The organism is Roseateles sp., from assembly GCF_044373315.1.
In the GTDB taxonomy this organism is placed as follows: domain Bacteria; phylum Pseudomonadota; class Gammaproteobacteria; order Burkholderiales; family Burkholderiaceae_C; genus JACDQM01.
The window spans coordinates 21106-45103 of the sequence record NZ_JBILQK010000008.1 but is presented as its reverse complement, the minus strand read 5'-3'; the positions used below and the strand labels follow the sequence as shown (position 1 = coordinate 45103).

General features: G+C 67.8%; 27 protein-coding genes. 19 read left to right on the top strand and 8 right to left on the bottom strand.

What is annotated here, in order from left to right; all coding sequences use genetic code 11:
• Positions 1-12 precede the first annotated feature (12 nt).
• From ACIQ67_RS03725 to ACIQ67_RS03710, 4 genes are all read left to right on the top strand, one after another.
• Positions 13-927 carry a bile acid:sodium symporter family protein gene (locus tag ACIQ67_RS03725; protein WP_397533010.1) on the top strand — a complete coding sequence of 305 codons (915 nt, stop codon included), beginning with the start codon at positions 13-15 and terminating at the stop codon, positions 925-927.
• A complete protein-coding gene (locus ACIQ67_RS03720) occupies positions 924-1898 on the top strand; it encodes an SDR family oxidoreductase (RefSeq protein WP_397533009.1) in 975 nt (324 codons plus the stop codon). Before ACIQ67_RS03725 ends, ACIQ67_RS03720 begins: the two co-directional genes overlap by 4 nt.
• 14 nt (positions 1899-1912) lie before the next feature.
• Entirely contained in the window at positions 1913-2806 is an 894-nt protein-coding gene (locus ACIQ67_RS03715) for an EamA family transporter (RefSeq protein ID WP_397533008.1), read from the top strand.
• A gap of 73 nt (positions 2807-2879) precedes the next feature.
• Positions 2880-3755 carry a hypothetical protein gene (locus ACIQ67_RS03710; protein WP_397533007.1) on the top strand — a complete coding sequence of 292 codons (876 nt, stop codon included), beginning with the start codon at positions 2880-2882 and terminating at the stop codon, positions 3753-3755.
• A 26-nt stretch (positions 3756-3781) separates the two neighbouring features.
• On the opposite strand, the gene ACIQ67_RS03705 is transcribed toward ACIQ67_RS03710, so the two are convergent.
• From ACIQ67_RS03705 to ACIQ67_RS03695, 3 genes are read right to left on the bottom strand one after another with little or no spacing between them, the layout of a single operon-like run.
• Positions 3782-4966 carry an FIST N-terminal domain-containing protein gene (locus ACIQ67_RS03705; RefSeq protein ID WP_397533006.1) on the bottom strand — a complete coding sequence of 395 codons (1185 nt, stop codon included), beginning with the start codon at positions 4964-4966 and terminating at the stop codon, positions 3782-3784.
• A gap of 18 nt (positions 4967-4984) precedes the next feature.
• Positions 4985-5716, bottom strand: coding sequence for a PhaM family polyhydroxyalkanoate granule multifunctional regulatory protein (locus tag ACIQ67_RS03700; protein WP_397533005.1), 732 nt, complete (start codon positions 5714-5716; stop codon positions 4985-4987).
• A 42-nt stretch (positions 5717-5758) separates the two neighbouring features.
• On the bottom strand, positions 5759-6253 hold the full coding sequence (locus ACIQ67_RS03695; RefSeq protein ID WP_397533004.1) for a TIGR02281 family clan AA aspartic protease: 495 nt from the start codon (positions 6251-6253) through the stop codon (positions 5759-5761).
• Positions 6254-6300: 47 nt separating this feature from the next.
• Between ACIQ67_RS03695 and ACIQ67_RS03690 the strand changes: the two genes are divergently transcribed.
• The 5 genes from ACIQ67_RS03690 to ACIQ67_RS03670 all read left to right on the top strand — a co-directional run bounded on the left by ACIQ67_RS03690 (position 6301) and on the right by ACIQ67_RS03670 (position 10649).
• Positions 6301-6714: a VOC family protein gene (locus ACIQ67_RS03690; RefSeq protein WP_397533003.1), complete on the top strand. Its 414-nt coding sequence runs from the start codon at positions 6301-6303 to the stop codon at positions 6712-6714.
• 638 nt (positions 6715-7352) lie between these two features.
• On the top strand, positions 7353-8207 hold the full coding sequence (phnC, locus tag ACIQ67_RS03685; protein ID WP_397533002.1) for a phosphonate ABC transporter ATP-binding protein: 855 nt from the start codon (positions 7353-7355) through the stop codon (positions 8205-8207).
• 45 nt (positions 8208-8252) lie between these two features.
• Complete coding sequence (phnD, locus tag ACIQ67_RS03680) at positions 8253-9239, top strand: phosphonate ABC transporter substrate-binding protein (protein WP_397533001.1); 987 nt, start codon at positions 8253-8255, stop codon at positions 9237-9239.
• A 40-nt stretch (positions 9240-9279) separates the two neighbouring features.
• Positions 9280-10089 (top strand): phosphonate ABC transporter, permease protein PhnE, encoded by an 810-nt coding sequence (gene phnE / locus ACIQ67_RS03675; RefSeq protein WP_397533000.1) that lies wholly within the window; start codon positions 9280-9282, stop codon positions 10087-10089.
• A complete protein-coding gene (locus ACIQ67_RS03670; protein ID WP_397532999.1) occupies positions 10086-10649 on the top strand; it encodes an HD domain-containing protein in 564 nt (187 codons plus the stop codon). Before phnE ends, ACIQ67_RS03670 begins: the two co-directional genes overlap by 4 nt.
• Positions 10650-10783: 134 nt before the next feature.
• On the opposite strand, the gene ACIQ67_RS03665 is transcribed toward ACIQ67_RS03670, so the two are convergent.
• The 3 genes from ACIQ67_RS03665 to ACIQ67_RS03655 form a co-directional block, all read right to left on the bottom strand.
• The gene (locus ACIQ67_RS03665; RefSeq protein ID WP_397532998.1) at positions 10784-13072 is read right to left on the bottom strand and encodes an ATP-binding protein; all 2289 of its coding nucleotides are present in this window, start codon (positions 13070-13072) and stop codon (positions 10784-10786) included.
• Positions 13073-13185: 113 nt separating this feature from the next.
• A complete protein-coding gene (locus tag ACIQ67_RS03660; protein ID WP_397532997.1) occupies positions 13186-13476 on the bottom strand; it encodes a DUF3567 domain-containing protein in 291 nt (96 codons plus the stop codon).
• Between the two features lie 153 nt (positions 13477-13629).
• Positions 13630-13950 (bottom strand): hypothetical protein, encoded by a 321-nt coding sequence (locus ACIQ67_RS03655; protein WP_397532996.1) that lies wholly within the window; start codon positions 13948-13950, stop codon positions 13630-13632.
• A gap of 631 nt (positions 13951-14581) precedes the next feature.
• On the opposite strand from ACIQ67_RS03655, the gene ACIQ67_RS03650 reads away from it, so the two are divergent.
• The gene (locus ACIQ67_RS03650) at positions 14582-15583 is read left to right on the top strand and encodes a fumarylacetoacetate hydrolase family protein (protein WP_397532995.1); all 1002 of its coding nucleotides are present in this window, start codon (positions 14582-14584) and stop codon (positions 15581-15583) included.
• Here ACIQ67_RS03650 and ACIQ67_RS03645 read toward each other — a convergent pair.
• Complete coding sequence (locus tag ACIQ67_RS03645; RefSeq protein WP_397532994.1) at positions 15556-16251, bottom strand: DUF1045 domain-containing protein; 696 nt, start codon at positions 16249-16251, stop codon at positions 15556-15558. The genes ACIQ67_RS03650 and ACIQ67_RS03645 overlap by 28 nt on opposite strands.
• A 2-nt stretch (positions 16252-16253) precedes the next feature.
• Complete coding sequence (gene phnF / locus ACIQ67_RS03640; protein WP_397532993.1) at positions 16254-16982, bottom strand: phosphonate metabolism transcriptional regulator PhnF; 729 nt, start codon at positions 16980-16982, stop codon at positions 16254-16256.
• A gap of 69 nt (positions 16983-17051) precedes the next feature.
• On the opposite strand from phnF, the gene phnG reads away from it, so the two are divergent.
• Genes phnG through ACIQ67_RS03595 form a run of 9 tightly spaced genes read left to right on the top strand, consistent with a single transcriptional unit; the run spans position 17052 to position 23996 of the window.
• Positions 17052-17531 (top strand): phosphonate C-P lyase system protein PhnG, encoded by a 480-nt coding sequence (phnG, locus tag ACIQ67_RS03635; protein ID WP_397532992.1) that lies wholly within the window; start codon positions 17052-17054, stop codon positions 17529-17531.
• The gene (gene phnH / locus ACIQ67_RS03630; RefSeq protein ID WP_397532991.1) at positions 17528-18154 is read left to right on the top strand and encodes a phosphonate C-P lyase system protein PhnH; all 627 of its coding nucleotides are present in this window, start codon (positions 17528-17530) and stop codon (positions 18152-18154) included. The genes phnG and phnH overlap by 4 nt, the downstream gene beginning before the upstream one ends.
• Before the next feature lies 1 nt (position 18155).
• Positions 18156-19229: a carbon-phosphorus lyase complex subunit PhnI gene (locus ACIQ67_RS03625; protein ID WP_397532990.1), complete on the top strand. Its 1074-nt coding sequence runs from the start codon at positions 18156-18158 to the stop codon at positions 19227-19229.
• The gene (locus ACIQ67_RS03620; protein ID WP_397532989.1) at positions 19226-20101 is read left to right on the top strand and encodes an alpha-D-ribose 1-methylphosphonate 5-phosphate C-P-lyase PhnJ; all 876 of its coding nucleotides are present in this window, start codon (positions 19226-19228) and stop codon (positions 20099-20101) included. Before ACIQ67_RS03625 ends, ACIQ67_RS03620 begins: the two co-directional genes overlap by 4 nt.
• Complete coding sequence (locus ACIQ67_RS03615) at positions 20098-20607, top strand: GNAT family N-acetyltransferase (RefSeq protein ID WP_397532988.1); 510 nt, start codon at positions 20098-20100, stop codon at positions 20605-20607. Before ACIQ67_RS03620 ends, ACIQ67_RS03615 begins: the two co-directional genes overlap by 4 nt.
• Positions 20604-21404, top strand: a complete 801-nt coding sequence (gene phnK / locus ACIQ67_RS03610; RefSeq protein WP_397532987.1) for a phosphonate C-P lyase system protein PhnK — start codon at positions 20604-20606, stop codon at positions 21402-21404. Before ACIQ67_RS03615 ends, phnK begins: the two co-directional genes overlap by 4 nt.
• Positions 21401-22132 carry a phosphonate C-P lyase system protein PhnL gene (gene phnL, locus ACIQ67_RS03605; RefSeq protein WP_397532986.1) on the top strand — a complete coding sequence of 244 codons (732 nt, stop codon included), beginning with the start codon at positions 21401-21403 and terminating at the stop codon, positions 22130-22132. Before phnK ends, phnL begins: the two co-directional genes overlap by 4 nt.
• Positions 22129-23274 carry an alpha-D-ribose 1-methylphosphonate 5-triphosphate diphosphatase gene (locus ACIQ67_RS03600; protein ID WP_397532985.1) on the top strand — a complete coding sequence of 382 codons (1146 nt, stop codon included), beginning with the start codon at positions 22129-22131 and terminating at the stop codon, positions 23272-23274. The genes phnL and ACIQ67_RS03600 overlap by 4 nt, the downstream gene beginning before the upstream one ends.
• A 44-nt stretch (positions 23275-23318) precedes the next feature.
• Positions 23319-23996, top strand: coding sequence for a DUF4197 domain-containing protein (locus ACIQ67_RS03595; protein WP_397533041.1), 678 nt, complete (start codon positions 23319-23321; stop codon positions 23994-23996).
• Positions 23997-23998: the final 2 nt, after the last annotated feature.

Here is a 23998-nt window from a genome sequence, read left to right as displayed (position 1 = left end):
GAAACCACCGCCATGATGCTGCCCGTCGACGAGGTCCGCCTCAACTTCAACCCCGCCTCGCTGGTTCTGCTCAATGTGGTGCTTGGCTTTCTGATGTTCGGCATCGCGCTGGACACCAAGGCTGAGGACTTCAAGCGCGTGCTGCGCATGCCGTTTGCGATGGCGGTGGGCATCGCCGCGCAATTCATCGTGCTGCCGGCGGCCACCTTTGTGCTGACGCTGCTGCTCAAGCCCGGTCCCAGTATCGCGCTGGGCATGATCCTGGTGGCCTGCTGCCCGCCGGGCAATATCTCCAACATCCTGACGCACCGCGCCGGCGGCAATGTGGCGCTATCGGTGTCGATGACGGCGATCTCGAATGCGCTGGCCATCGTGCTAATGCCGCTCAACGTGGCCTTCTGGGGCGGCCTGCATCCCACGGCCGCGCCGCTGCTGCGCTCGATCGCGCTGGACCCGCTGGAGATGGGTGGCCACATCATCGCCATCATCGGACTGCCCTTCGTGCTGGGCATCGCCTTCGCCAACCGCCTGCCCGCGCTGACCGAGCGCATCAAGAAGCCGGCGCGCATCGCCAGCTTCGCCTGCCTGGTGCTGTTCATCCTGGCTGCGGTGGCCGGCAACTGGCGCTACTTCCTCGACTATGTGGGTCTGGTGATCCTGGCCGTGGTGCTGCACGACGCGCTGGCCTTCGGCATCGGCTATGCCTGCGCCTCGCTGACCGGGCTGAAGGAGTACGAGCGTCGCGCCGTCTCCATCGAGGTGGGCATCCGCAATGCGGGCCTAGGCCTGGTGCTGATCTTCGGTTTCTTCGGCGGCCTGGGCGGCATGGCGGTAGTGGCCGGCGTCTGGGGCTTCTGGGACATCATCGCCGGCCTGGCGCTGGCCAGCTGGTGGGGCCGCAAGCCGGCCGAAGGGCGGCCACAATGAGTGCAGGGACGCAGTGCATCCTCGTCACCGGCGGCGACGGTTTCCTCGGCCGCAGCCTGGTGGCGGCGCTGGCTGCGCGTGGGCATCAGCTCGTCGTGCAGGACGTGCGCGAGGTGCCGGGTGAGCGCCGCATTGCCGGCGTGGTCTACGAGCAGCAGGACGTGCGCGATGCCGCGGGCGTCAGCGCGAGCATGGCGCGCCACCGCTTGGACATCGTGGTGCACCTGGCCTCAATCGTCACACCGGGGCGCGACTCGAACCGTGCCTTCGAATACGCGGTCGATGTGGACGGCACGCGCCATGTGCTGGAGGCCTGCATCGCCAGCGGCGTGAAGCAGCTGCTGGTCAGCTCCAGCGGCGCCGCCTATGGTTATCACGCCGACAACCCGGTCTGGCTGGATGAGCACGATGCGCTGCGTGGCAATGAGGTGTTCGCCTATGCGCACCACAAGCGCCTGGTCGAGGAGATGCTGGCGCAGTACCGCCACCATCACCCGCAGCTCAAGCAGACGGTGCTGCGCATCGGCACCATCCTGGGCGAGCGGGTGGACAACCAGATCACCGCGCTGTTCGAGAAGCCGCGCCTGATCGCGATCCGCGGCAGCGACAGCCCTTTTGTCTTCATCTGGGACGAGGACGTGGTCGGTGCTTTCCTGCATGCGATCGAGACCGGCAGGGCCGGCTGCTTCAACGTGGCCGGCGACGGTGCGCTGAGCATCCACGAGATCGCCGCTGCTTTGGGCAAGCGCACGCGCAGCTTTTCGCCCGGCCTGCTGCGCGCTGCGCTATGGCTGGGCTCGCGGCTGGGCGTGTCGCGCTACGGCCCCGAGCAGCTGGACTTTCTGCGCTACCGGCCGGTGCTAGCCAATACGCGGCTGAAGGAAGTGCTGGGCTATGTGCCGCGCAAGAGCAGCCGCGAGGCATTGCTGGCCTTAATCGCCGCGCGCCGCCAGCAGGGCCGGCCGCTGTGAGTGCGATCACACCGATGTCCGCGGGCGATGTGGCCCGCGTGCTGGCCGTGGTGCTGATCTGGGGCCTGAACTTCGTCGTCATGAAGCTTGGCCTGCAAGGCCTGTCGCCGATGCTGCTGGGCGCGCTACGCTTCAGCGTGGCGGCGCTGTCGCTCCTGCTGTTCGTGCCGCTGCCAAAGCTGCCGCCGCGTTATCTGATCGGCTACGGCCTGGCCCAGGGCGTGGGCCAGTTCGGCCTGTTGTTCACCGCGCTGCAGCTGGGCATGACGGCTGGCATGGCCTCGGTCGTGATGCAGACGCAGGCCTTCTTCACCTTGCTGCTGGCCGCGCCGCTGCTGGGCGAGCGCGCGCTGCCGCGCCAGTGGCTGGGCCTAGCGGTGGCGCTGGGCGGGCTGGTAGCGATTGCCAGCGCGCATGGCCAGGGGCCGGGCCAGATGACGCTGATCGGCTTCGTGCTGACGCTGGGGGCGGCGCTGATGTGGGCGGTGTCCAATCTGGTCAGCCGCATCGCAGCCGCCAAGCATGGTAGTTATGACCCGCTGGGCTTCATCGTCTGGAGCAGCCTGGTGCCCATCGTGCCCTTCTTCGCGCTGGCGGCCTGGCAGGACGGCCCGGCGGCGCTGCTGCAGCAGCTGGCAGGCCTGAGCGCGCGCGGCGTCGGCGCCGTGCTGTATCTCGCGCTGCTGGCCACGCTGCTGGCCTACAGCCTTTGGACAAGGCTGCTGCAGCGCCACAGCCCGGGCCGCATCGTGCCCTGGTCGCTGCTGGTGCCGGTGGTGGGCCTGTGGGCGGCGGCTGCGGTGTTCGGAGAGCAACCGTTGCCGCTGCAGTGGCTGGGCACGGCGGCGGTGCTGCTGGGCCTGCTGATCAACCAGGGCTTGCTGTCGCGGATAGGCCCGCGCGCCTGACAGCCTGCCGGCTGCGCGCCATGCCGGCGATGGTTTAATCGAGGCCCTTCACGCATCCCAGCCGCTCGACACCGTGTTCAAGCAACTGATCTGTCTACTTGCTGTTGGCGGGCTCATGCAGGCCGTGCAGGCGGCCGAGACGGTCCTGACGCTGCGTGCGCCGGAGACGACCAATGACCAGCGCTCGATCTACATCGAGAAAGCCCTGCGCCTGGCGCTGGACAAGACGATCGACAGCCACGGACCCTACACGCTGAAGCTCTCGGATCGCATGAACAAGCAGCGTGCGCTGCTCACGGCGGCGCGGCGCCAGTACCCGAACTTCGTGGTGATGGCCGGCTACGAGGAAGGGCGGCAGACGGGCGGTCTGGTGCCGGTCAGATTTCCCATCCTGCTTGGCGCCGTGGGCTATCGGGTGTGCTTCGTCTCGCCGCAGGCCCAGCAGGCGGTGGAGGGGGTCAGGACGATCGAGCAGCTGCGCCGCTTCAGCATTGGCCAGGGCACAGGCTGGGGCGATGTGGCGGTGCTGCGCGCCAATGGCTTCCAGGTCACCGAGGTCAGTGCCTACGAGAATCTGTTCGCTATGGTGGCCAAGGGCCGAGTCGACCTGTTCTGCCGCAGCGTGCTGGAAGTGCGCCACGAGGCCCTGGCGCGCGCCGATCAGCCCGACTTGCTGCTGGACCGCAGCATCGCGCTGGTTTACGACCTGCCGCAGTTCTTCCACATGAATCACAAGGACCGGGCCGTGGCGCAGCGCATCGAGAAGGGCTTGCTGATGGCCTACCGCGACGGCTCGCTGCTGAGCCAGTTCCGCGACTATCTGCGCCCCTCGCTGCCCTATGTCGATCTCGGCAAACGGCGGGTCTTTCATCTGGAGGCGCCACCGCCGAAGGGCATGGACTTCGACTACCGCCAGTACGACCTCGACCTGACGCGCGAGAAGCCCTGAGGCTGTTTGATCCAGACGGCCTGCGGTCAGGAAAGAAACACGCTCAGCACGCCGGTGTAGCCATGCAGGCTGGCGTGCGCGATCTCGCCGCCCGCGAAGAAGCCCACCATCGGCACATCGCCCAGCGCATGCTGCACCCATTGGGCCTCGGCATTGGGTGCGCCGAAATGCGGGCCGCCGCGGCCGCTGCAGCTGATGTAGATCGCACCGGCGATGCGGGCCGGGCCGCCTTCGCGATCTTCCGCCAGCGCGCGCAGCTCGGTGCAGATGCGCAGCAGATCGCGCCGCGCGGCCTCTGGGCTGCGTTCGCAGAAGCTCAGGCGCTGGCCCGGCTGCAAGGGCTCGGCCACCACCACGCCACGCTTTGCCGGATCGATGCCCACCAGATGCCGCACCCGCACCTGCGGGCCGTAGGCGCCAGCGCCGCGGACATGCCGTCTGTCCTGTTGATCATCGTCACGGCTGATGCCGGCCAAGGTGCGGCGCATGCGCGGCAAGGCGTCGCGCAGGCCGGCGCCGGCGGTGGTGACCGGCAGGGCCAGGTCTTGCAGCAGGCAGTCCAGCGCCGGCTGGCCGTCCAGCACGGTGACCAGGCCGCTATCGCAGGCGTCGATGCGGCGCTCCGGCCCCAGTGCCTGGCAGCCCTGGCTGACGCGCGAGACCAGCTGCAGCCCGGCGCCGAAGCCCGCGCCCGACAGGCCGCCACGCCACACGCCATCAGCAATCTGCAGCGCGTCGCCGCGGCCGGCGGCCAGGCCGCCAAAGGCATAGCCGCTGCGGCTGTGCGCGGCCAGTTCGGCAATCAGCTCCTGCAGGTCGGGTGTGCGCGGATCGGCATGCACCTGCAGCAGCTCGGGCTGCCAGTCGCCCAGCGGCTGCAGACCCGAGAACAGCTGGAACTGCTCGTGCGGCAGCTCGGCCAGCATCAGCGCCAGGGCAGGCTCATCAAAGTACTCTGTGCCCCCGGCACAGATGCCGGGGCCGCTGGCGCCCAGCCAGGCCACGCCCGGCCAGCGCTGGCGCAACTCGGCCAGCAGGCCCTCGGCCGCGCCGCAGAATGCCTCGGTCAGGTAGATCCAGCCCAGGCTGGGTTGCAGACCAGTCTGCGCGCGCTGGGCATCGATCTGTGCGGCCGCCAGCGCCAACGCCATATGCGCGTCGGGATGGGTCGCGTGGGCGTGCGCGAAGGGCTTGAGGGGAGGCAGGCTCATCAGGAAGAAGCTTTGACGCTAACTGCGTCGGCGCGCGGCAGCCGCGGGCTTGGCGTTGTTGCTGCTGCTGGTCTTGCTGACGCTCTTGCTGCGCGCATTGGCGGCAGTGCGGGCCGCTGGGGTGCCGGTGACGCTGCGTGCCGCAGCGCCCACCACCGCGCCGGGCACGGAGGCCGCCTTGCGCAGCGTGTCGCCGGCGGCGTCGAAGCTCTGCTTGACGATGGCGCCGGCCAGGTTCTTCGCAGCATCGGTGGCGCTGTCCTTCATCGCGTTGGCGGCCAGCTGTGTGAATTGCTGGCTCAGCGCCGACCACCATTGCATCGGGTCGACCGCAGCCGCAGTCGCCGCTGCCGATGCGGCGTTCTTGCTGCTGCCAGCTTTGGGCTTCGCTTCGGCCTTGGGCAGCGCGGCGGCCAGTGCCTCGGGCACGGCGGGCAGTGGACTGATGACTGGTGTTGGCACCTTGAGCGCTTCACGCAGCTCGCCGAGCGGCACATTCATCGACTGCAGCGTGGACAGCGTCATGCGCTGCACTTCCAGCGCCTGGATGGTGGCGCCCAGCATGCGGGCGTTCTGCTCCAGCCAGAACTGCACGGTGCGCAACTCCTCGATGCGTTTTTCCAGCTCTTCAGGGTTCAGCGTCGGCGCCACCCACTGGCCAATGCCGGGCAGGGCCGCGCCGGCGTTCTTGACCAGGCCTTGCAGAAAGTCGAAACCGGGGACGAACTTCGTGAAGCTGTTGTCTGCCATGGATCTGCTCCTCTCGAGGGGGGTGTGGCCATCCTACGTCAGTCAGTGCGGTGCCTCGATGCTCAGGCGTCCGCCTTCTTGCACGAAGCGCAGCTTGGACAGCACATCCATGCCCAGCAGCGGCGCATGCAGATCGGGCAGCACCGTCACCGGCAGGCGTTCGGCGCGCACGCCGCCGGCGAGCTCCAGGTCGGCGCGGGCCAGGTAGCCTTCGACCATGCCGCCTGCGGTCTTGGAGCGTATCGGCGCTTCGGCGCGCAAGCCGGCACGCTCGGCCAGAGCCTGCGGGATGGCGGTGCCGGTGGCGCCGGTATCCACCAGGAAATCGGCCTCCACGCCGTTGATGCGGCCGCGCCAGTGGAAATGCCCATCGCTCCCGCGCTGCAGCACGATGCGGCCCTCATGCAGCGCGATCTGCGACTGCTGCTGGTGGTGCTCCCAGGCCTTGAAGCCGAGAAACACGACCAGGGTCACCAACAGCCAGATGGTAACGAGCTTGGCGCTGTGCGGCAGTTCCTTGCTGGACGGACGATTCATGCCGCTACGATGCCACGGTTTCCAATGCCCTTGCCGGAGTTCTCCTCATGCGCAGCATCTTCCACCTGGCCTTCAACGTCAGCGATCTGGACCAGGCCCGCGCCTTCTACGGCGGCCTGCTGGGCTGCCGCGAAGGCCGCAGCACCGCCAGCTGGGTGGACTTCGATTTCTTCGGCCACCAGATCTCGCTGCACCTGGGTGAACCCTTCGCCACTGCCAACACCGGCCATGTGGGCGACAAGCGGGTGCCGATGCCGCACCTGGGTGTGATCCTGGAACTGCCTGACTGGCAGGCGCTGGCCGACAAGCTGCAGGCAGCCGATGTCGAGTTCGTGCTACCGCCGCAGCTGCGCTTTGCTGGCCAGCCCGGCGAGCAATGGACGATGTTCCTGCTCGATCCCTTCGGCAATCCGATCGAGATCAAGGGCTTCAGATCGCTGGAGACGGTGTACACGAGCTGATGACGCGGCCAAGGCGCTTGCGGACTGTTCAGCGTTGAGCGGCATCCAGGTGCAGTGCCAGCAATGTGCAGGCAGATCCTTGCTGCTGAGCGAGATGCAGCTGAATTGGCCCCAGCTTTTCCGACCTCGCGTTCACCCAGGCGCCGGTGTATGGGCCTGTCGTTTGGCCCACGCTGAGGCGCCGGTGTGTCTTGAATCTGGGCCCGCTGGCTTCTGTCACTGCAGACAAGATGCCATGCTGTTCCGCCATCGCCTTGAGCGCCGGCTCCAAGTCTTGCGTGCCAGCGAACAGGGCTGACAAGGTATCGATCTGCCCTGTCGAAAGCAGGCGCGCCACCTTCAGTGCGCAGGACTCGTTGGCTTGTGCGGTGCCAGCCATGAGACATGCCAGCGCGATGGCGATGGTTCTTTTCACGTGGGTCACTCCCTGAAGGTCTGAGGCCAGAGCTGGCGCCGCGGCGCATCGGCAACGATGCTGGACAACGCACAGTGTGCAAGCCCCCAGCCCCGGGCGTGAATCACCCCAGTGGGCGATGGCAACGGGGTGCTCATCAGGGATCAACCGGGTTCAGCCTGTCACGCGCCTGTCACCGCAGGTCTAGATGATTCGCGGCATTCGCCTTGCAGGAGAAGCCGTGATGAGCTCTACCGCCGCTATCGAAGTCCGTTCACTGTCCAAACGCTTTGGCAACCATGCTGCGCTGCGTGAGGTCTCTCTCTCGGTGCAGCCGGGCGAGATGGTGGCGCTGCTTGGCGCCTCGGGATCGGGCAAGTCCACGCTGCTGCGCCATCTGAATGGCCTGCACCGCGCCGATTCAGGCTCGGTCTCTGAGGTGAAGCTGCTGGGCCGCACGCTGCAAAGCGGTGGACGCCTGAGCCGCGAGACCCGCGCACTGCGCCGCGAGGTGGCCAGCATCTTCCAGCAGTTCAATCTGGTGGACCGCCTGCCGGTGATGAGCAATGTGCTGGTCGGTGCGCTGCACCGCCTGCCGATGTGGCGCAGCCTGCTGCGGGCCTTCCCGGCCGTTGAGCTTCAGCGTGCCTACGAGGCGCTGCGCCATGTGGGCATCGAGGCCTGCGCCTGGCAGCGCGCCTCCACCTTGTCGGGCGGCCAGCAGCAGCGCGCAGCGATTTCTCGCGCGCTGGTGCAGGGCGCCAAGATCATTCTGGCCGACGAGCCGATCGCTTCGCTCGATCCGGCCTCCAGCCGCCGCGTGATGGAGCTGCTGGCGCAGGTCAACCGCGAGCGAGGCGTCACCGTGCTGGTGTCGCTGCACCAGATCGACTATGCCTTCGCCTACTGCCCGCGCACCGTGGCGCTGCGCAATGGCGAGGTGGTCTATGACGGCCCCACCGCCGCCTTGAGCGAGCAGCGCCTGCAGCAGCTCTACGGTACCCAGGTTGGCGAGCTGCTGACGCCGCATCGCGACACGCAGCCGCTGCCAGAGGCCTTCGCACCTGCCGGTCTGATTCCGGTGGCGCAGGCCGCCTGACTTTCTTCGTCCCTCTCCATTCTTTTCGTCGCTTCAGGAGTCCCCATGTTCACCATTCAGCGTCGTGCCCTTGCCGTCCTTGCGCTCAGCGCCACCGCCTTGCTGCCCCAGGCGCAGGCTCAGTCCGGCAGCAAGGAGATCAGCTTCGGCATCATCTCGACCGAGTCCTCGGCCAATCTGAAGGCCGCCTGGCAGCCGTTGCTGGAAGACATGCAAAAGGTCACCGGCCTGAAGGTCAATGCATTCTTCGCGCCCGACTATGCCGGCGTGATCGAGGGCATGCGCTTCAACAAGGTGCAGGTGGGCTGGTTCGGCAACAAGTCGGCCATCGAGGCCGTGGACCGTGCCCAGGGCGAGGTCTTCGCCCGCATGGTGCAGCCGGATGGCGGCATCGGTTACTGGGGCTTCATCGTCGCCCGCAAGGAAAGCCCGCTGAACAGCCTCGACGATGTGATCAAGCAGCGCCAGAACCTGACCCTGGGCTTTGGTGACCCGAACTCCACCAGCGGTGCGCTGGTGCCTGGCTACTACGCTTTCGCGCAGAACAAGGTCGACCCGACCAAGGACTTCAAGCGCATGGTGCGTGCCAACCACGAGACCAATATCCTGGCCGTGCACGGCAAGCAGATCGATATCGCCACTGTGGCCAGCGATGCCATGGAGCGCATGAAGCTCAAGCAGCCCGAGAAGCACGACGAGCTGAAGGTGATCTGGCGTTCCCCCCTGATCGCCAGCGACCCCATGGTCTGGCGTGCTGACCTGGATGCCGGCACCAAGAAGAAGGTGGCCGACTTCTTCCTCGCCTACGGCAAGCAGCCGCGCGAGAAGGAGATCCTGTCCAAGCTGACCATCGGTGGATTCATGAAGTCCGACAACAGCCAACTTGTCCCTGTGCGCCAACTGGGTCTGGTGGCTGAGCGCACCAAGATCGAGGGTGACGCGAACCTGTCGGCCGAGGACAAGGCCAAGCGCCTGCAGGTCATCGACCAGCGCATGGCCGAGCTGGGCCGCATGGCGGCCGCCACCAACTGATTGATCCGGTCCATCCAGGAAAGAAAGAGGAGCCCTCGCCATGAGTGCTGCAGTCAGCCCTGCGCTGAAAGCCGTTGGCGCCGTTCCGGCGCCACCCAAGCCCAGTCTGTGGAGCCTCCTTGGCTGGGGGCTGCTGATCGCGCTGCTGGCGGGCTCCTGGCAGGGTGCCGACATGCGCCCGCTGGACCTGCTGCGCGACAGCGGAAATATGGCCGAGTACGCGCGCGGATTCTTCCCGCCCGACTTCCTCGAGTGGCGGCAGTATCTGCAGGAGTTGATCGTCACCTTGCAGATCGCGCTTTGGGGCTCGGCGTTGGCGGTGATCTGCTCGGTGCCGCTGGCGTTGCTGGCGGCCGGCAACATCACGCCCTGGTGGGTGCACCAGCCAGTGCGCCGCCTGCTCGATGCCTGCCGCTCGATCAATGAGATGGTGTTCGCGCTGCTGTTCGTCGTGGCGGTGGGCCTGGGCCCGTTTGCCGGCGTGCTGGCGCTGTGGGTGCACACGACAGGCACGCTGGCCAAGCTGTTCAGCGAGGCGGTGGAGGCCATCGACCCCCAGCCGGTGGAGGGCATTCGCGCCACCGGTGCGCACAGCCTGGAAGAGATCGCCTACGGCGTACTGCCGCAGGTGATGCCGCTGTGGATCTCGTACACGCTGTACCGCTTCGAAGCCAATGTGCGCTCAGCTTCAGTGGTGGGCATGGTTGGTGCCGGCGGCATCGGCATGCTGCTGTGGGAGGTGATCCGAGGCTTCCAGTACGGCCAGACGGCCGCCATCCTGCTGATGCTGATCGTCAGCGTCAGCCTGATCGACATGCTGTCCGCGCAACTGCGCAAGCGCCTGATATGAGTGGTGCTCCGGATCTGATCGAGCACATCGCTCATATTCTGCGCAGCCAGGCCGAAGTGGCCTACGACGGCGCGCGCAGCGAGGCCGTCAGCGCGCTGGCCCATGGCCTGCAATGCGCGCAGCTGGCCGAATGGGCGGGTGCCGCGCCGAGCCTGGTGGCGGCTTCGCTGCTGCACGACATCGGCCACTTCGCCGACGATGAAGTGGTGTCTTTGGGTGACCAGGTGGACGACGTGCACGAGCTGCGCGCGCTGGCGCTGCTGAGCGAGGGCTTCGGCGCCGCGGTGCTGGAGCCGATCCGCCTGCATGTGGCGGCCAAGCGCTATCTGGTGGCGACTGACCCTGGCTATCTGGCCACGCTGTCGCCGGCTTCGGTGCATTCGTTGACGCTGCAAGGCGGCGCCATGAATGACGAGGAATGCGCTGCCTTTGCCGCCTTGCCCTTTGCGCAGGACGCAGTTTCGCTGCGCCGTTGGGACGATCTGGCCAAAGATCCGTCGAAAGTGACGCCACCTCTGGATTACTACTTGGCGCTGCTGGGCGAGTTGGTAAACAGCTGAAAAACCGCGACTGCGGCTAAGGGCGCAGGAGGGCGGGCAGGCCTGCTGCTTGTGCCCTCCGGGGACGAGATCTGCCGTAGCTACGCAGTGGCGCACCCGCAGCCCGGCGGTCGCTCAATCCGAAGCAAGACCTGCTAGCGGAAGCCGATCCCCCTGCGCGAGCGCACCTCGGGCTTGAGCCGGTGTTCGGCCTCCAACTGGGTCAGGAACTCGTCCGGTGTCAGTGTCTCGGCCAGGATCTCCTCCTGCTGGCGAACCGCGGCGAAGTCACCCGGCGTCAGCTGGTCCAGCGCCGCCAGGCGTTCGCATTGCTCAGCATCCATCTCTGCAGCGCGTGCCTCGCGGCGGAACATAGCCTCGCGCTGCTCGGCTGTCAGCGGCTTGAAGCGGATCTTGAAGGCGAAGCGCCGCAGCGCAGCTTCATCCAGCTCGTCGAACAGATTGGTCGTGCAGATGAAGACGCCGGCAAAGCGCTCCATGCCGGCAAGCATCTCGTTGACTTCGCTGACTTCGTAATTGCGCTCCGCCCGACGACGGCTGCGCAGAAAGCTGTCGGCCTCGTCCAGCAGCAGCACCGCATCCTCCTGCAGGGCGGACTCGAACATGCGGGCCATGTTCTGCTCGGTCTCGCCGACGTACTTGCTGGACAGATCGCTGGCCTGGCGCACCATCAGCGGCCGTCCCAGGGCTTGCGCGATGTGCTCGGCCAGGGCGGTCTTGCCGCTGCCCGGCGGGCCGTAGAAGCACAGTTGGCCGCTGCCGCGGCGTTGCAGCGCCTCGACGATGCGCGGAATCTCGAAGCGTGATTCGCAGTTCAACAGGTCGAGCGCGTACTGCGTGACGACGCGGCGCTCGGGCTTGTCCTGACCGCTGTGGCCCAGCGCCTTGTCGGCATTCAGCAGCTGGCGCTGTATCAAGCCTTCAGCCGCCTCGGGCGGGCCGGCCAGCTGCGCGAAGCGAACCGCGGTGCGGATCTGCGCCGGCGTCAGGCCACGGCGCTCGGACAGCCGCGCGCTGAACTCGGCACTCACCGGCACCTCGGCCAGCGCGCGCTGCACCAGGGCCAAGCGCGCACCGGGCGGCGGCGACTTCAGCTCCAGGTGGTACTGGAAACGGCGGCGGAAGGCCGGGTCGATCTGCTCGATGCGGTTGGTCACCCAGATCACCGGCACCGGGTTGGTCTCCAGGATCTGGTTCACCCAGGCCTTGCCGCTGACCGAGCCCGAGGCCGGCGCATCCAGCGCCGCATCAAGCCGCGCCATCAGCTGCACGGTGTCGGTCGACAAGGGCGGGAAGACGTCCTCGACCTCGTCAAAAAGCAGGGCCACCGAATGACTGGCCTTGAGGAACTGCTGGCTGATCTGCAGCGAGCGATAGCGGTCGCGGCCGGTCAGTGAATGACCTTCGCGGTCCGCGTACTCCACCTCGTAGAGCTGCAGGCCTGCGGCTTCGGCCGCCACCTTGGCCAGCTCGGTCTTGCCGGTGCCGGGCGGGCCGTAGAGCAGCACATTGACGCCGCACTGCTGGCGTGCCACGGCCTCTCGCAGCAGCGTGGCCAGCACCTGCAGGTCTTCCGCGACAAACTCGAAGTCGCGCGGCGCGAGCTCGCTCTTGACCGCCGGCCGGGTGAACACCGCCATCAGGTCGTCGGGGCCGCGGTACTCGCGCATCAGCACCGGCGGCAGCTGGTCGCTGACTTTCATCAGGTCGGCCAGGTCGGTGATGTTGTGCTCGGAGATCAGGTTCTCCACCATGCCGATTCGCTCCAGCCGCGAGCCAGCGCGCAGCGCCTCGGCCACATCCTGCGCATCGACGCCGGCCACCGCGGCGATCGCCGCATAAGCCTCCTGTGCGGTGTTGACCTTGAACTCCACCAGCGCGCCGCGCAATTCGCGCTGGTAGCGCGCCAGCGTGCCGTACAGCAGCAGCGCACGCTCGGCCGGGTTGAGCTGCAGCAGGCCGGCCAGCGCGGCGATGTTCTTCTCGATCAGCGTGGATTCGCGCTTGAGCTGGCGGTCTAGCGCCTCGCAGGTGCTGGCCAACAGGGCCATCATGTCCTTGGGCGCGTCCTTGATGTACTCGTCCAGGTAGAAGAACAGCGTGGCCTCGGCGAAGGGGCCGTTCCAGACGCCGTAGCGGTTCAGGAAGGCTTCGTCGCTGAGCGCCTCGTGGCCACTCCAGAGTTCATTGCCCTGGCAGCGCAGCGCTAAATAGCTGCGCAGACGTTGCAGCACGCGCAGCGGCCAGACCAGATGCCGGCCGGTGAAGGACAGCAGGCCGTTGAAATCGCGCCGCAGATTGAAGCGCGAGCCATGTTTGACGGTGAGCGTCAGCACAAAGTGCGAGCACATCCGATCCAGCACTGCGGCGCTCTTGAGGCCGGGCGATGCGAGCACCCGCGTGTCTGCCAGACGCTTGACCATGAACCACTCCTCGCGCGAATCAATAGCGGCAAAACGCTCGCGCGCCGCCCCATCTTGGCGCAGGGACGCCGGTCAAACAAGAGGGGCGCTGAGTGTCCCCTCCCGATCCGTGTTCAATGCATCACGACAGGGTGCTGGCCGAGGTTGGCATAGCGCTCGATGAAATCATCCAGATCGTCCTCGGACGGATCGGATTCCATCAGGTGCTCGACACCCTCCTGGAACTGCTGTGCGAGGGCGCCCTCGATGAAGATCTCGCGTCGCGCGAACTTGTCGACGATCTCGAAGCCCTCGCGGCTGAGCTGCAGTCCGGGCTCTACGGCGTGGTCGCCATGGAGCGGTCCCTCAACCGGGACATCGAACTGGACCACGATGAAGCTGGGGGAGTTGTAGAGCGTGTGCATTCGATACTCCTTTGCTCGATAGCTGTGGTCGGGCTATCTGTTTTCAAGGGGTGAAGCACGGCGTGCTGCCCTTGTCCACGCCCTCATACTGGCAGAAAGCCGCGCTTCTCGGGAGAGTGGTCAAGGCCTGCCTGTGGTGGAGGCGTCACAACATCACGGTTGGTCCACAGGAGTCAGCCGGTATTCGCTAATCTCCTGGCTCGCCAAGTTTGGCGAAGGCGCAGCGGCAAGGCCGGGGGGCTCTCCGGCCGGCCAGACCGCCATGCGTTGCGATGGCGGGCCCTCAGCGCTGCCTTCGAGCCGGACGGCTTGAACCACGCGGCCATCGGGCAGGGCCAGGGACTCGTGGCCGCTGGCGGCAAAGCGCCAGGCCGTCACCGGCCCACGCATCGCGACGATGGGCAGTTGCAGCGCCTGGCCCAGAGTCAGGCTGGCCGGCGCCGCCTGTGTCAATGCCGCGTCAGTTGCAACCACCAGCTCAGACGATCCTGCCCCCCCCTAGGATGAGGGCCTGCTGCTCCGTGCTGGACGAGAAACTGATCAATCCCCCACCTGAAACTGGTGGCCTGCTTCTCGCGACCGCGCTCGGCGGTGGCAAAGTGTTCCGGCGCCAGGCCCCGGGTATCCCAACGGCCACGGCCATGCCAGCTGTGTAGCGGGCGGCCATCGTCCGGCCAGCGCTCCAGCCGCAAGGCGTAGCGGCGGTCTTCGCTGTGCCAGTGCAGGCGGTCCTGGCCGCTGCGGCCTTGTTGCGTGAGGGCGCAGCGAGCGCTGAACGGCGCTGGGCTCAGCAGGAGCTCTTGGGGCAGCGGGGGGTGCTGAGTCGCCTGCGGCTTCGCGTCGCCCATCTTCGGCCACCGCCTGAACCATGACGGCAGGGGCTATGGGCCGGTCCGGCCTGGTTTGTGCCGAGGCCGCCGTGGCGGCTGTCAGGCGCGGCACATTGGGCTCCAGTGCGTCAAGCAGCAGGCCATGCCCCAGCAGGCTCAGGCCCAGCGCCGTGGCCAGCTGTGGCAGCGGCCAGCGGCGGCTAAAAGGGTGCAGGGCCGGCTTCATCGGACAATGCTGCCATCGCAGTGCCGAAACGCTTTCCCCCGCCTTCATCATGAAACTTGCTACCTACAAGGACGGCTCGCGCGACGGCCAGCTGGTCGTCGTCTCGCGCGACCTCACCGGCGCCCATTTCGCCAACGGCATCGCCACGCGCCTGCAGCAGGTGCTGGACGACTGGAACTTCATGGCGCCGCAGCTCGAAGAGCTCTCCACCGGCCTGAACCATGGTCGCCTGCGCCACGCCTTCAATTTCGACCCCAAGCTGTGCATGGCGCCGCTGCCGCGCGCCTATCAATGGGCCGACGGCTCGGCCTACCTCGCCCATGTGGAGCGGGTGCGCCGCGCGCGTGGCGCCGAGATGCCCGAGAGCTTTCAGCGCGACCCACTGATGTACCAGGGCGGCAGCGACGACTTCCTCGGCGCCGAGCAGCCGGCGCGCTTTGCCTCAGAAGCCATGGGCATCGACTTTGAGGCCGAGCTGGCAGTGGTCACCGGCGATGTGGCCCAGGGCGCCAGCCCCGAGCAGGCGCTGGAAGGTGTGCGCCTGCTGATGCTGGCCAATGACTGGACGCTGCGCAACCTCGTGCCGGCCGAGCTGGCCAAGGGCTTTGGCTTTCTGCAGAGCAAGCCGTCCACCGCCTTCAGTCCGGTGGCGGTGACACCCGACGAGCTGGGCGAGGCCTGGCAGCGCGGCCGCGTGCACCTCAGCCTGCAGACCATGTGGAACGGCCGCAAGGTCGGCCTGCTGGAGTCGGGGCCGGAGATGCAGTTTCATTTCGGCCAGCTGATCGCACATCTGGCCAAGACGCGCGCGGTGCGCGCCGGCAGCATCGTCGGCTCCGGCACGGTGGCCAATGCGGATGCCAGCCGCGGCTATAGCTGCATCGCCGAGAAGCGTGCGCTGGAGATGATCGAGCAGCCCGGCGCTGAGCCCAAGACCGCCTTCATGAGGTTCGGTGACACGGTGCGCATCGAGATGAAGGGCCGCGACGGCCAGAGCGTCTTCGGTGCGATCGACCAGGAAGTTCAGTCGCTGGCGGATTCGGGCGACTGAGCCAGCGGATAGCGCCGCTGCAGCTGCATGGGCACGCCCGGCGCACTCTCGAGGAACAGGCAGATCGAAGCGCAGTAAAGCGGCAGCACGGCCAGCGAGGCGGCGAAGTGCTGCTGGGCCAGCGCTAGGAGCGCCGCGCGATCCGCTTCATCGACCAGGCTGTCGCTCAGCGTCATGTGAAAGCGCCAGCCCTCCAGCACATGCGGATAGCCCCATTGCTGCAACCGTGCCTGCGCGGCGGGCTCCAGCGGCCTGGCCTGGCGGCGCGCCATCTCGGCGGCGGTGGGCGGCGCGCGGAACGCATCGAGCTCGCGCACACAGGCGTCGGCCAGGCGCCACAGCGCATGCTCGCGGGCCAGCGCTTCGGCCGGGCGCAGCGCGATGAAGTCGGTCAGCGTGGTGACCTGCAGGCGGGGCATCTCGAAGGCCGGCGTGGCGGCGGCCAGGGCGCTGAGCGCGGCATGCAACTGGCCTTCGCGCAGGCTGGGGCACAGGCGCAGCGGGGCTTTCAGCGTGGCGTGGAAGCCGTAGCGCCAGGGCTCGCGTCGTGCTGCGGGCGGATCGCGCAAGTCCAGCGCATCGGCCGGGTTGCGACCCAGCCACTGGCAGCCGGCCTGCCACAGCGGGTGATCTTCGGCTGGTGCGTAATAGACGGCATAGCGCTGCATGCTCAGAGCTCCCCCTCGACCTGTAGCTGCACCGCATCCGATGCGAACAGCGTGCAGGCGGCCTCCACCGGCTGGCCCTGCAGATCGATATTGGTGTAGTGCACCACCAGCACCGGCTGGCTGACCGGCCGTGCCAGCGCGTCGGCCTCGGCCGGCGTCGGCAGGCGGGCCGAGATGCTGGAGCGCAGGCGGGTGTAGTCGGCTATGCCCAGGGACTGGAAGGCCAGCGTGATCGAGCGCTCGCGCTGAAAGGCCTCGGCCATGCCCGCCAGGCGCGGGCAGGGGTAGGCGGCGGTGCTCAGGCTGATCGGCCGGCCGCGCACCGTCGAGCGGGTGTAGAGCAGCTCCACCGGGCTGGCCGGGCTGACCTTCAAGGCCTGCGCCCAGCTGCCGGCAGCGCAGCGCTCATGCGCGAGCAGTTCGCGCTCGGCGCGCTCGCCCGCCTCGGCCAGGTTTTCTGAGAGCCGGGTGCGGCGCTGCAGCGCGTAGTCCAGCACCAGCTCGCGCACCCAGGTGCCGCTGCCTTGCTGCACCTTCAGAAAGCCCTCGCGCACCAGCGCCTGCACCGCCTGGCGCAGCGTGTGGCGGTTCACCGCAAAGCGCTCCGCCAGCTGGCTCTCGTTGGGCAGGCGCGTGCCGGGCGCGAAGCGGCCGCTGGCGATATCGGCGCGCAGCTCCTGCGCAATCTGCTCCCAGCGCCGCGTGCTGTTCGTTTCAGTCTTTGTGCTCATGGGGTCAAGAAACTGTCACGTCCGAAGGTGATACTGGCCGCCATCTTAAGTGGTCTAGATGACATCGCCATGAACCCAGAAACCCGAAACGCCCCGGACACGGCCCGCCAGCAGTGGCTGGCCGTGCTGGCCCAGGCGCCGCGCGCCGCGCTGGCGCCCCACGGCGAGCGTGTGCTGGCCGACTACCGCTTCGAGGCGCTGCGTGCGCCCGAGGCCGGCCTGGTGATGCTGCGCGGCCGCGCCAGCAACAGCGGCGCGCGCTTCAACCTGGCCGAGGCCACGGTGACGCGCTGCGCGCTGCGCTACCGCACGGCACAGGGCGCCGTCAGCGTCGGCCTGGGCTATGTGCTGGGCCGCGACGAGGCGCGGGCGCAGTGGGTGGCAGCGCTGGACGCGCTGCTGCAGCAGCCCGATCAGCAGGCCCTGCTGCTGGCCGAGGTGATCGCGCCGCTGCGCGCCGCGCGCGAGCAGCAGCTGGCCGCAGAGCGGGCGCGCGTGGAAGCCAGCCGCGTGCAGTTCTTCACCTTGCAGACGGAGGCCTCGGCATGAGCGCTGTTCTCGACACCGGCACCCTGGGCGAGTTGGCCCCGGCCTTTGCCGACCCGGTGCATGACGGCCAGCAGGTCTTTCGCACGCTGCTGGAGGCCATGAGCCGGCCCGGTCGCATCCAGGCTTTGCCGGCGCTGGCCGGCCTGGGCCATCCGGCCGACGTGCAGCCGGCCCTGGCCGCTAGCTTGCTGACCCTGCTCGATGCCGACACGCGGCTGTGGCTGAGCCCGCAGCTGGACCAGCCCGCGCTGCGTGCCTGGTGCCGTTTTCATTGCGGCGCGCAGCTGGTGGCCGAGCCCGAGCAGGCTGACTTCGCGCTGATGAATGCCGCCGAGGCAACGCCCGCGCTGCTGCTGCGCCTAAACCCGGGCGACGATGTGGCGCCGCAGGACAGTGCCACCGCGCTGATCGCGGTGGATGGCATCAGCGCCGAAGGTGCGCTGTGCTGGCAGGGGCCGGGCATCGAGCATCAACACCGGCTGGGCATCGAAGGCGTGAGCGATGCGCTCTGGGCCTGGCGCCAGGCGCAGCAGGCCGACTTCCCCTGCGGCATCGACATCGTGTTCGCCGCCGGCGATCAGATCGTCGCGCTGCCGCGCTCAACGCTGATCGGAGAGGGCTGAGATGTACGTCGCTGTCAAGGGCGGTGAAGCCGCCATCGCTGCTTCGCTGCGGCTGCTGGATGAGCGGCGCCGTGGCGATGCCGCGCTGCGTGAGATCGAGGTGGCGCAGCTGCGCGAGCAGCTGGGCCTGGCGGTGTCGCGGGTGATGGGCGAGGGATCCTTGTACGACCCCGAACTGGCCGCGCTGGCGCTCAAGCAGGCCCAGGGCGATGCGCTGGAGGCGACTTTTCTGCTGCGCGCCTACCGCAGCACCCTGCCGCGTCTGGGTTATGCCGAGCCGCTGGACACCGCGGCGATGCGCTGCGAACGCCGCATCAGCTCCATCTTCAAGGACCTGCCCGGCGGCCAGCTGCTGGGCGCGAGTTTCGACTACAGCCAGCGCCTGCTGGAGTTCGGGCTGCTGCAGGCCGAGAACGCCGTGGCGTCAGAGCCTGCAAGCCCTGCGGCACCCTCCGAACCGATGCCGCATGCGCTGGCCGCTCTCAGCGCCGACGGTTTGATCGAACAGGAGGCGCCGCCCGCAGGCGACCCCGAGCCCATGGACATCACGCGCGAGCCGCCGCTGTATCCGCTGCCGCGCGCGGCGCGCCTGCAGATGCTGGCGCGCGGCGACGAAGGCTGGGTGCTGGGCCTGGCCTACAGCACGCAGCGCGGCTATGCCAACACCCACCCCTTTGCCGGCGAGATCCGCCATGGCCATGTCGCGGTGGAGCTGGTGCCCGACGAGCTGGGTTTCGCGATCGAGATCGGCGAGATCGAGCTGACCGAGTGCCAGATGGTCAACCAGTTTGTCGGCAGCGCCGAGCGGCCGCCGCAGTTCACGCGCGGCTACGGCCTGGTGCTGGGCCATGCCGAGCGCAAAGCCATGGCGATGAGCCTGGTTGACCGTGCGCTGCGCGCCGACGAATTCGACGAAACCCTGACCAGCCCGGCGCAGCTGCAGGAGTTCGCGCTGGCGCATAGCGACAACGTCGAGGCCTCGGGCTTCGTCCAGCATCTGAAGCTGCCGCATTACGTGACCTTCGAGTCCGAGCTGCAGATGCTGCGTGCGATCCGAGAGGAGCAACAGGAATGAGCCAAACCCACAGCACCGCCCAGGGCTACAACTTCGCCTACCTGGATGAGCGCGCCAAGCGCATGATCCGCCGCAGCCTGCTGAAGGCGGTGGCCATTCCGGGCCACCAGGTGCCTTTCGGTTCGCGCGAGATGCCGCTGGCTTACGGCTGGGGCACTGGTGGCATTCAGGTCACCGCGGCGGTGATCGGCCGCGCCGACACGCTCAAGGTGATCGACCAGGGCGCGGACGACACAACCAATGCCGTCAACATCCGCCGCTTCTTCGCCCGCACCACCGGCGTGGCGACCACCGAGCGTACGGCCGAGGCCAGCCTCATCCAGACCCGCCACCGCATCCCCGAGCGCGCGCTGACCGAGGCTCAGATCCTCGTCTACCAGGTGCCGCAGCCCGAGCCGCTGTACAAGCTGGAGCCGCGCCGCAGCGAGGCCGCGCGACTGCATGCCTTCCAGGAATATGGCCTGATCCATGTGAAGCTCTACGAGGATCTGGCGCACTGGGGCCGCATCGACACCAGCTACGACCACCCCGTGCTGGTGAACGGCCGCTATGTGATGGCGCCTTCGCCGATCCCCAGCTTCGACAACCCCAAGATGCATCGCATGCCGGCGCTGCAGCTCTTCGGCGCCGGGCGCGAGAAGCGTCTGTACGCCGTACCACCCTATACCGATGTGATGAGCCTGGACTTCGCCGACCGGCCGTTCCATATCGAGCCGCAAGGCCATGCCTGCGCGCTGTGCGGCTGCACGACGAGCTATCTGGACGAAGTGCCGCTGGCCGGCGGCGAGACGCTGTGGACCTGCTCGGATACCGACCATTGCCGGGGGCAGCAAGAGCTGCAGCAGCAGGCGCAGAAAGGACCCCAGACATGAGCGAGAAGAAACAAGACGCGAGCTTCGCGATCACCGAGACGCGGCTGCGCCCGGGCACTGCGGCCGATCTGCCGGCCGTGCTGGGCCTGTTCGTCGCCAGCGGGCTGGATGCGGCCGAGGACGTGCCGCTGGACGGCGCGCTGCAAAGCTGGCAGGCCATGCAGGCGCTGGGTGCGGAGCTGTGGCTGGCCGAGGTGGCGGGCCAGGGCGGCCGCGTCGAGGTGCTGGGTTGCCTGACGCTCTACATCCTGCCGCTGCTGGCACATCGCCAGGCGCCCGAAGCACTGGTGGAAGACGTGGCCGTGCATCCCAAAGCCCAAGGCCTGGGCCTGGGTCGGCTGCTGATGGAGCAGGCCATGGCGGTGGCGCGGGCACACGGCTGCTACAAGCTGGCGCTGTCCAGCAATGCCAAGCGCGTGGACGCGCATGCCTTCTACGAACACCTGGGCTTCACGCGCCACGGCTTCAGCTTTGTCGTGCCGCTGGCGGGAGGAACGCTGCAATGAACGCCAACATCCATGCCGAGCCGCTGCTGAAGGTGCAGGGCCTGAACCTGCGTTACCCCGGCGCGCGCGACGGCGCGTACGCGGTGCAAGACGCTAGTCTGGAGCTGCATCCCGGCGAGGTGCTGGCCATTGTCGGCGAATCGGGCTCAGGCAAGAGCAGCCTGCTGAACTGCATCGCCGGCCGCATTGCCTGCGCGCCGGGCCATGTGCATTACCGCCGCGCCAGCGAATCCTGGGTGGACGTGCATGCGCTGCCTGAGCGCGAGCGCCGCCTGCTGGCGCGCACCGAATGGGGCTTTGTCGAGCAGCATGCAGCCGACGGCCTGCGCATGAACGTCAGCGCCGGCGCCAATGTGGGCGAGCGCCTGATGGCGCTGGGCGAGCGCCGCTTCGACACGCTGCGCGATCAGGGCCGTCAATGGATGAGCGCGGTGGAGCTTGATGCCGAGCGCATCGACGACAGCCCCCGGGCGTTTTCCGGCGGCATGCGCCAGCGCCTGCAGATCGCGCGCAATCTGGTCACGCATCCGCGTCTGGTGCTGATGGACGAGCCGACCTCGGGCCTGGACGTCTCGGTGCAGGCCCGGCTGCTGGACCTGATCCGCAGCCTGGTGGCACGCCTGCACCTGTCGGCCTTGATCGTCACGCATGACCTCGGCGTGGCGCGCCTTCTGGCGCAGCGCACTCTGGTGATGCGCCAGGGTCGCATCGTCGAGCAGGGCCTCACCGACCGGGTGCTGGACGATCCGCAGCACCCCTACACCCAACTTCTCGTTTCTTCGGTGGTGGCTCCATGACGTACAAGCAGCCGGTTCTCGATGTGCGCGGCCTCCACAAGACCTTCACGCTGCATCTGCGCGAGGGGCTGCGCCTGCCGGTGCTGAACGCGGTCTCGATGACGGTCGCCCGCGGCGAATGCCTGGCCCTGGTCGGTCCTTCGGGTCAAGGCAAAAGCACCTTGATGAAGTGCCTGTACGGCAGCTATGGCGCCGATGGCGGCCAGCTGCTCGTCAACACCGCGGACGGCGCGACGCTGGACCTGGTGAAGGCTGCGCCGCAGCAGGTGATCGCCTTGCGCCGCCGCGCGCTGGCCTATGTGAGCCAGTTCTTGCGCGTGCTGCCACGCGTCTCGGCGCTGGAGGTGGTGGCTGAGCGCGCGATCTCGGCTGGCGAGACGGACGAGCAGCGCGCCCGCGAGCAGGCTGCTGATCTGCTGGCGCGGTTGAACCTGCCGCAGGGCCTGTGGGGTCTGCCGCCGGCCACCTTCTCGGGCGGCGAGCAGCAGCGCGTCAATATCGCGCGTGGCTTCATCGCGCCGGCCGAGCTGCTGCTGCTGGACGAACCCACCGCCTCGTTGGATGCGATGAACCGCCGTGTGGTGATCGAGCTGATCGAGGAAGCGAAGGCGGCCGGCACTGCCATCGTCGGCATCTTCCACGACGAGGAGGTGCGCGACGCGGTGGCCAGCCGCTGCCATACGATGGGCGCTCCTGCCCCCGATCAACACGACAAGGAAGCTGCATGACGAGCCGCCAGCGACTGATCCACAACGCCCGCATCGTGCTGGCCGGCGAGACCATTCAGGGTCAGGTCTTGATTGAGGACGGCCGCATCGCCGCCGTCGAGCAAGGCCGCAGCAGCCTGCCGCAGGCCGAGGACTGGGGCGGCGACTGGCTGCTGCCCGGCCTGGTGGAGGTGCATACCGACAATCTCGAGCGACATGTCACGCCGCGTCCCAAGATCGTCTTTCCGATGCTGGGCGCGCTGCAGGCGCATGACGCCGAGGTGGCGGCCGCCGGCATCACTACGGTGTTCGACGCAATCGGTGTGGGCGATCCTTACGGCGTGGGCTTTCGCGCGCGCAGCCAAGCCGAGGTGCTGGCACTGCTGGACAAGCTTGACGCGGCCGGTGCGCTGCGCGCCGACCACCTGATCCACATCCGCTGCGAGCTGCCTGCACCGAATGCGCGCGAGCTGTTCGAGCCCTTCGCCCACCATCCGCGCCTGAAGCTGCTCTCGCTGATGGACCATACGCCCGGCCAGCGCCAGTGGACCGACATCGAGCATGCGCGCATCTATTACACCGGCAAGAAGGGCTGGACCGATGCGCAGTTCGACGAAGAGGTGCGTATCGCACCGCAGCGCCAGGCCGAGTACGCCGAGCCGAATCGCGCCTGGTTTGCTGACTTTGCACGCCAGCATGGCGTCGCCTTGGCCACGCATGACGACACCACCATCGCCCATGTGGACGAGGCAGTGGCGCTGGGCGCGCAGATGAGCGAGTTCCCGACCACGCTGCTGGCAGCGCGCCATGCCAAGCAGCATGGGCTGGCGACAGTGGCCGGCGCACCCAATGTGATCCGCGGCGGTTCGCACTCGGGCAATGTGGCAGCGGTGGAGCTGGCGCGCGAAGGCGTGCTGGACATGCTGTCTTCCGACTATGTGCCCACCAGCCTGCTGCAAGCTGCCTGGCGCCTGCAGCGTGAAGCCGGCTTCTCGCCCGCCGAGGCCATGCGTGTCGTCAGTCTGAACCCGGCCCAGGCCTGCGGCCTGCACGACCGCGGCCAGATCGCACCTGGCTTGCGCGCCGATCTGTTGCGCGTGGGCGAGGTGGAGGGCTTTCCGGTGATGCGCGAGGTGCTGGTGCAAGGGCGGCGCGTCGCCTGATGGCAAGATCGGGCCTCCTGATTCAGAAGAGGCCCGTCATGTCCCTGCACCGTCGTCACTTCACCTGCGCCGCCCTGGCGCTGCCGTTCGGCCTGAGCGCGGCGCAGGCTGCTGGCCTCACCGAAACCGATGCGGCGTCCGGCATCCGCGCGGCGCTGGAGCGCGGCGCGGCAGCGGCGGTCAGCCAGCTGGGCCGCAACGACGGTTTCCTGGGCAATCCGCTGGTGCGCATCGAGCTGCCCGGCTATCTGAAGGACGCCGTCAAGGTGCTGAAGGCCACCGGCCAGGGCAAGCGCGTGGATGAGCTGGTCACCGCGATGAACCGTGCCGCTGAGGCTGCGGTGCCTGAGGCCAGGCCGCTGCTGGTCAATGCCGTGAAGTCCATGAGCGTGGAAGACGGGCTGAAGATCCTGCGCGGTGGCGACGATGCGGTGACGCAGTTCTTCGCCGTCAAGACGCGCACGCCGCTGACCGAGAAGTTCCTGCCCATCGTCACCCGCAGCACCGAGAAGGTGGCGCTGGCCGACAAGTACAACGCAGTGGCCGGCAAGGCCCTGGGTCTGGGCCTGGTCAAGCCGGAGGATGCCAACATACAGAGTTATGTAACGCGCCGTGCGCTGGACGGCCTGTTCCTGATGATTGCCCAGGAGGAGAAGAAAATCCGCCAGGACCCGGTGGGCAGCGGCAGCGCCATCCTGAAGAAGGTTTTCGGAGGACTCTGAAG

Excerpts from the sequence above, each read along its gene's own strand:
- ACIQ67_RS03715 (WP_397533008.1), top strand. The coding sequence starts at position 1,913 with ATGTCCGCGGGCGATGTGGCCCGCGTGCTGGCCGTGGTGCTGATCTGG.
- ACIQ67_RS03625 (WP_397532990.1), top strand. The coding sequence starts at position 18,156 with ATGTACGTCGCTGTCAAGGGCGGTGAAGCCGCCATCGCTGCTTCGCTG.
- phnE (WP_397533000.1), top strand. The coding sequence starts at position 9,280 with ATGAGTGCTGCAGTCAGCCCTGCGCTGAAAGCCGTTGGCGCCGTTCCG.
- phnD (WP_397533001.1), top strand. The coding sequence starts at position 8,253 with ATGTTCACCATTCAGCGTCGTGCCCTTGCCGTCCTTGCGCTCAGCGCC.
- ACIQ67_RS03620 (WP_397532989.1), top strand. The coding sequence starts at position 19,226 with ATGAGCCAAACCCACAGCACCGCCCAGGGCTACAACTTCGCCTACCTG.
- ACIQ67_RS03650 (WP_397532995.1), top strand. The coding sequence starts at position 14,582 with ATGAAACTTGCTACCTACAAGGACGGCTCGCGCGACGGCCAGCTGGTC.
- ACIQ67_RS03705 (WP_397533006.1), bottom strand. The coding sequence starts at position 4,966 with ATGAGCCTGCCTCCCCTCAAGCCCTTCGCGCACGCCCACGCGACCCAT.
- phnG (WP_397532992.1), top strand. The coding sequence starts at position 17,052 with ATGAACCCAGAAACCCGAAACGCCCCGGACACGGCCCGCCAGCAGTGG.
- ACIQ67_RS03720 (WP_397533009.1), top strand. The coding sequence starts at position 924 with ATGAGTGCAGGGACGCAGTGCATCCTCGTCACCGGCGGCGACGGTTTC.
- ACIQ67_RS03670 (WP_397532999.1), top strand. The coding sequence starts at position 10,086 with ATGAGTGGTGCTCCGGATCTGATCGAGCACATCGCTCATATTCTGCGC.
- phnH (WP_397532991.1), top strand. The coding sequence starts at position 17,528 with ATGAGCGCTGTTCTCGACACCGGCACCCTGGGCGAGTTGGCCCCGGCC.
- ACIQ67_RS03695 (WP_397533004.1), bottom strand. The coding sequence starts at position 6,253 with ATGAATCGTCCGTCCAGCAAGGAACTGCCGCACAGCGCCAAGCTCGTT.
- ACIQ67_RS03615 (WP_397532988.1), top strand. The coding sequence starts at position 20,098 with ATGAGCGAGAAGAAACAAGACGCGAGCTTCGCGATCACCGAGACGCGG.
- phnL (WP_397532986.1), top strand. The coding sequence starts at position 21,401 with ATGACGTACAAGCAGCCGGTTCTCGATGTGCGCGGCCTCCACAAGACC.
- phnK (WP_397532987.1), top strand. The coding sequence starts at position 20,604 with ATGAACGCCAACATCCATGCCGAGCCGCTGCTGAAGGTGCAGGGCCTG.
- ACIQ67_RS03700 (WP_397533005.1), bottom strand. The coding sequence starts at position 5,716 with ATGGCAGACAACAGCTTCACGAAGTTCGTCCCCGGTTTCGACTTTCTG.
- ACIQ67_RS03725 (WP_397533010.1), top strand. The coding sequence starts at position 13 with ATGATGCTGCCCGTCGACGAGGTCCGCCTCAACTTCAACCCCGCCTCG.
- phnF (WP_397532993.1), bottom strand. The coding sequence starts at position 16,982 with ATGAGCACAAAGACTGAAACGAACAGCACGCGGCGCTGGGAGCAGATT.
- ACIQ67_RS03690 (WP_397533003.1), top strand. The coding sequence starts at position 6,301 with ATGCGCAGCATCTTCCACCTGGCCTTCAACGTCAGCGATCTGGACCAG.
- ACIQ67_RS03660 (WP_397532997.1), bottom strand. The coding sequence starts at position 13,476 with ATGCACACGCTCTACAACTCCCCCAGCTTCATCGTGGTCCAGTTCGAT.
- phnC (WP_397533002.1), top strand. The coding sequence starts at position 7,353 with ATGAGCTCTACCGCCGCTATCGAAGTCCGTTCACTGTCCAAACGCTTT.
- ACIQ67_RS03665 (WP_397532998.1), bottom strand. The coding sequence starts at position 13,072 with ATGGTCAAGCGTCTGGCAGACACGCGGGTGCTCGCATCGCCCGGCCTC.
- ACIQ67_RS03600 (WP_397532985.1), top strand. The coding sequence starts at position 22,129 with ATGACGAGCCGCCAGCGACTGATCCACAACGCCCGCATCGTGCTGGCC.
- ACIQ67_RS03645 (WP_397532994.1), bottom strand. The coding sequence starts at position 16,251 with ATGCAGCGCTATGCCGTCTATTACGCACCAGCCGAAGATCACCCGCTG.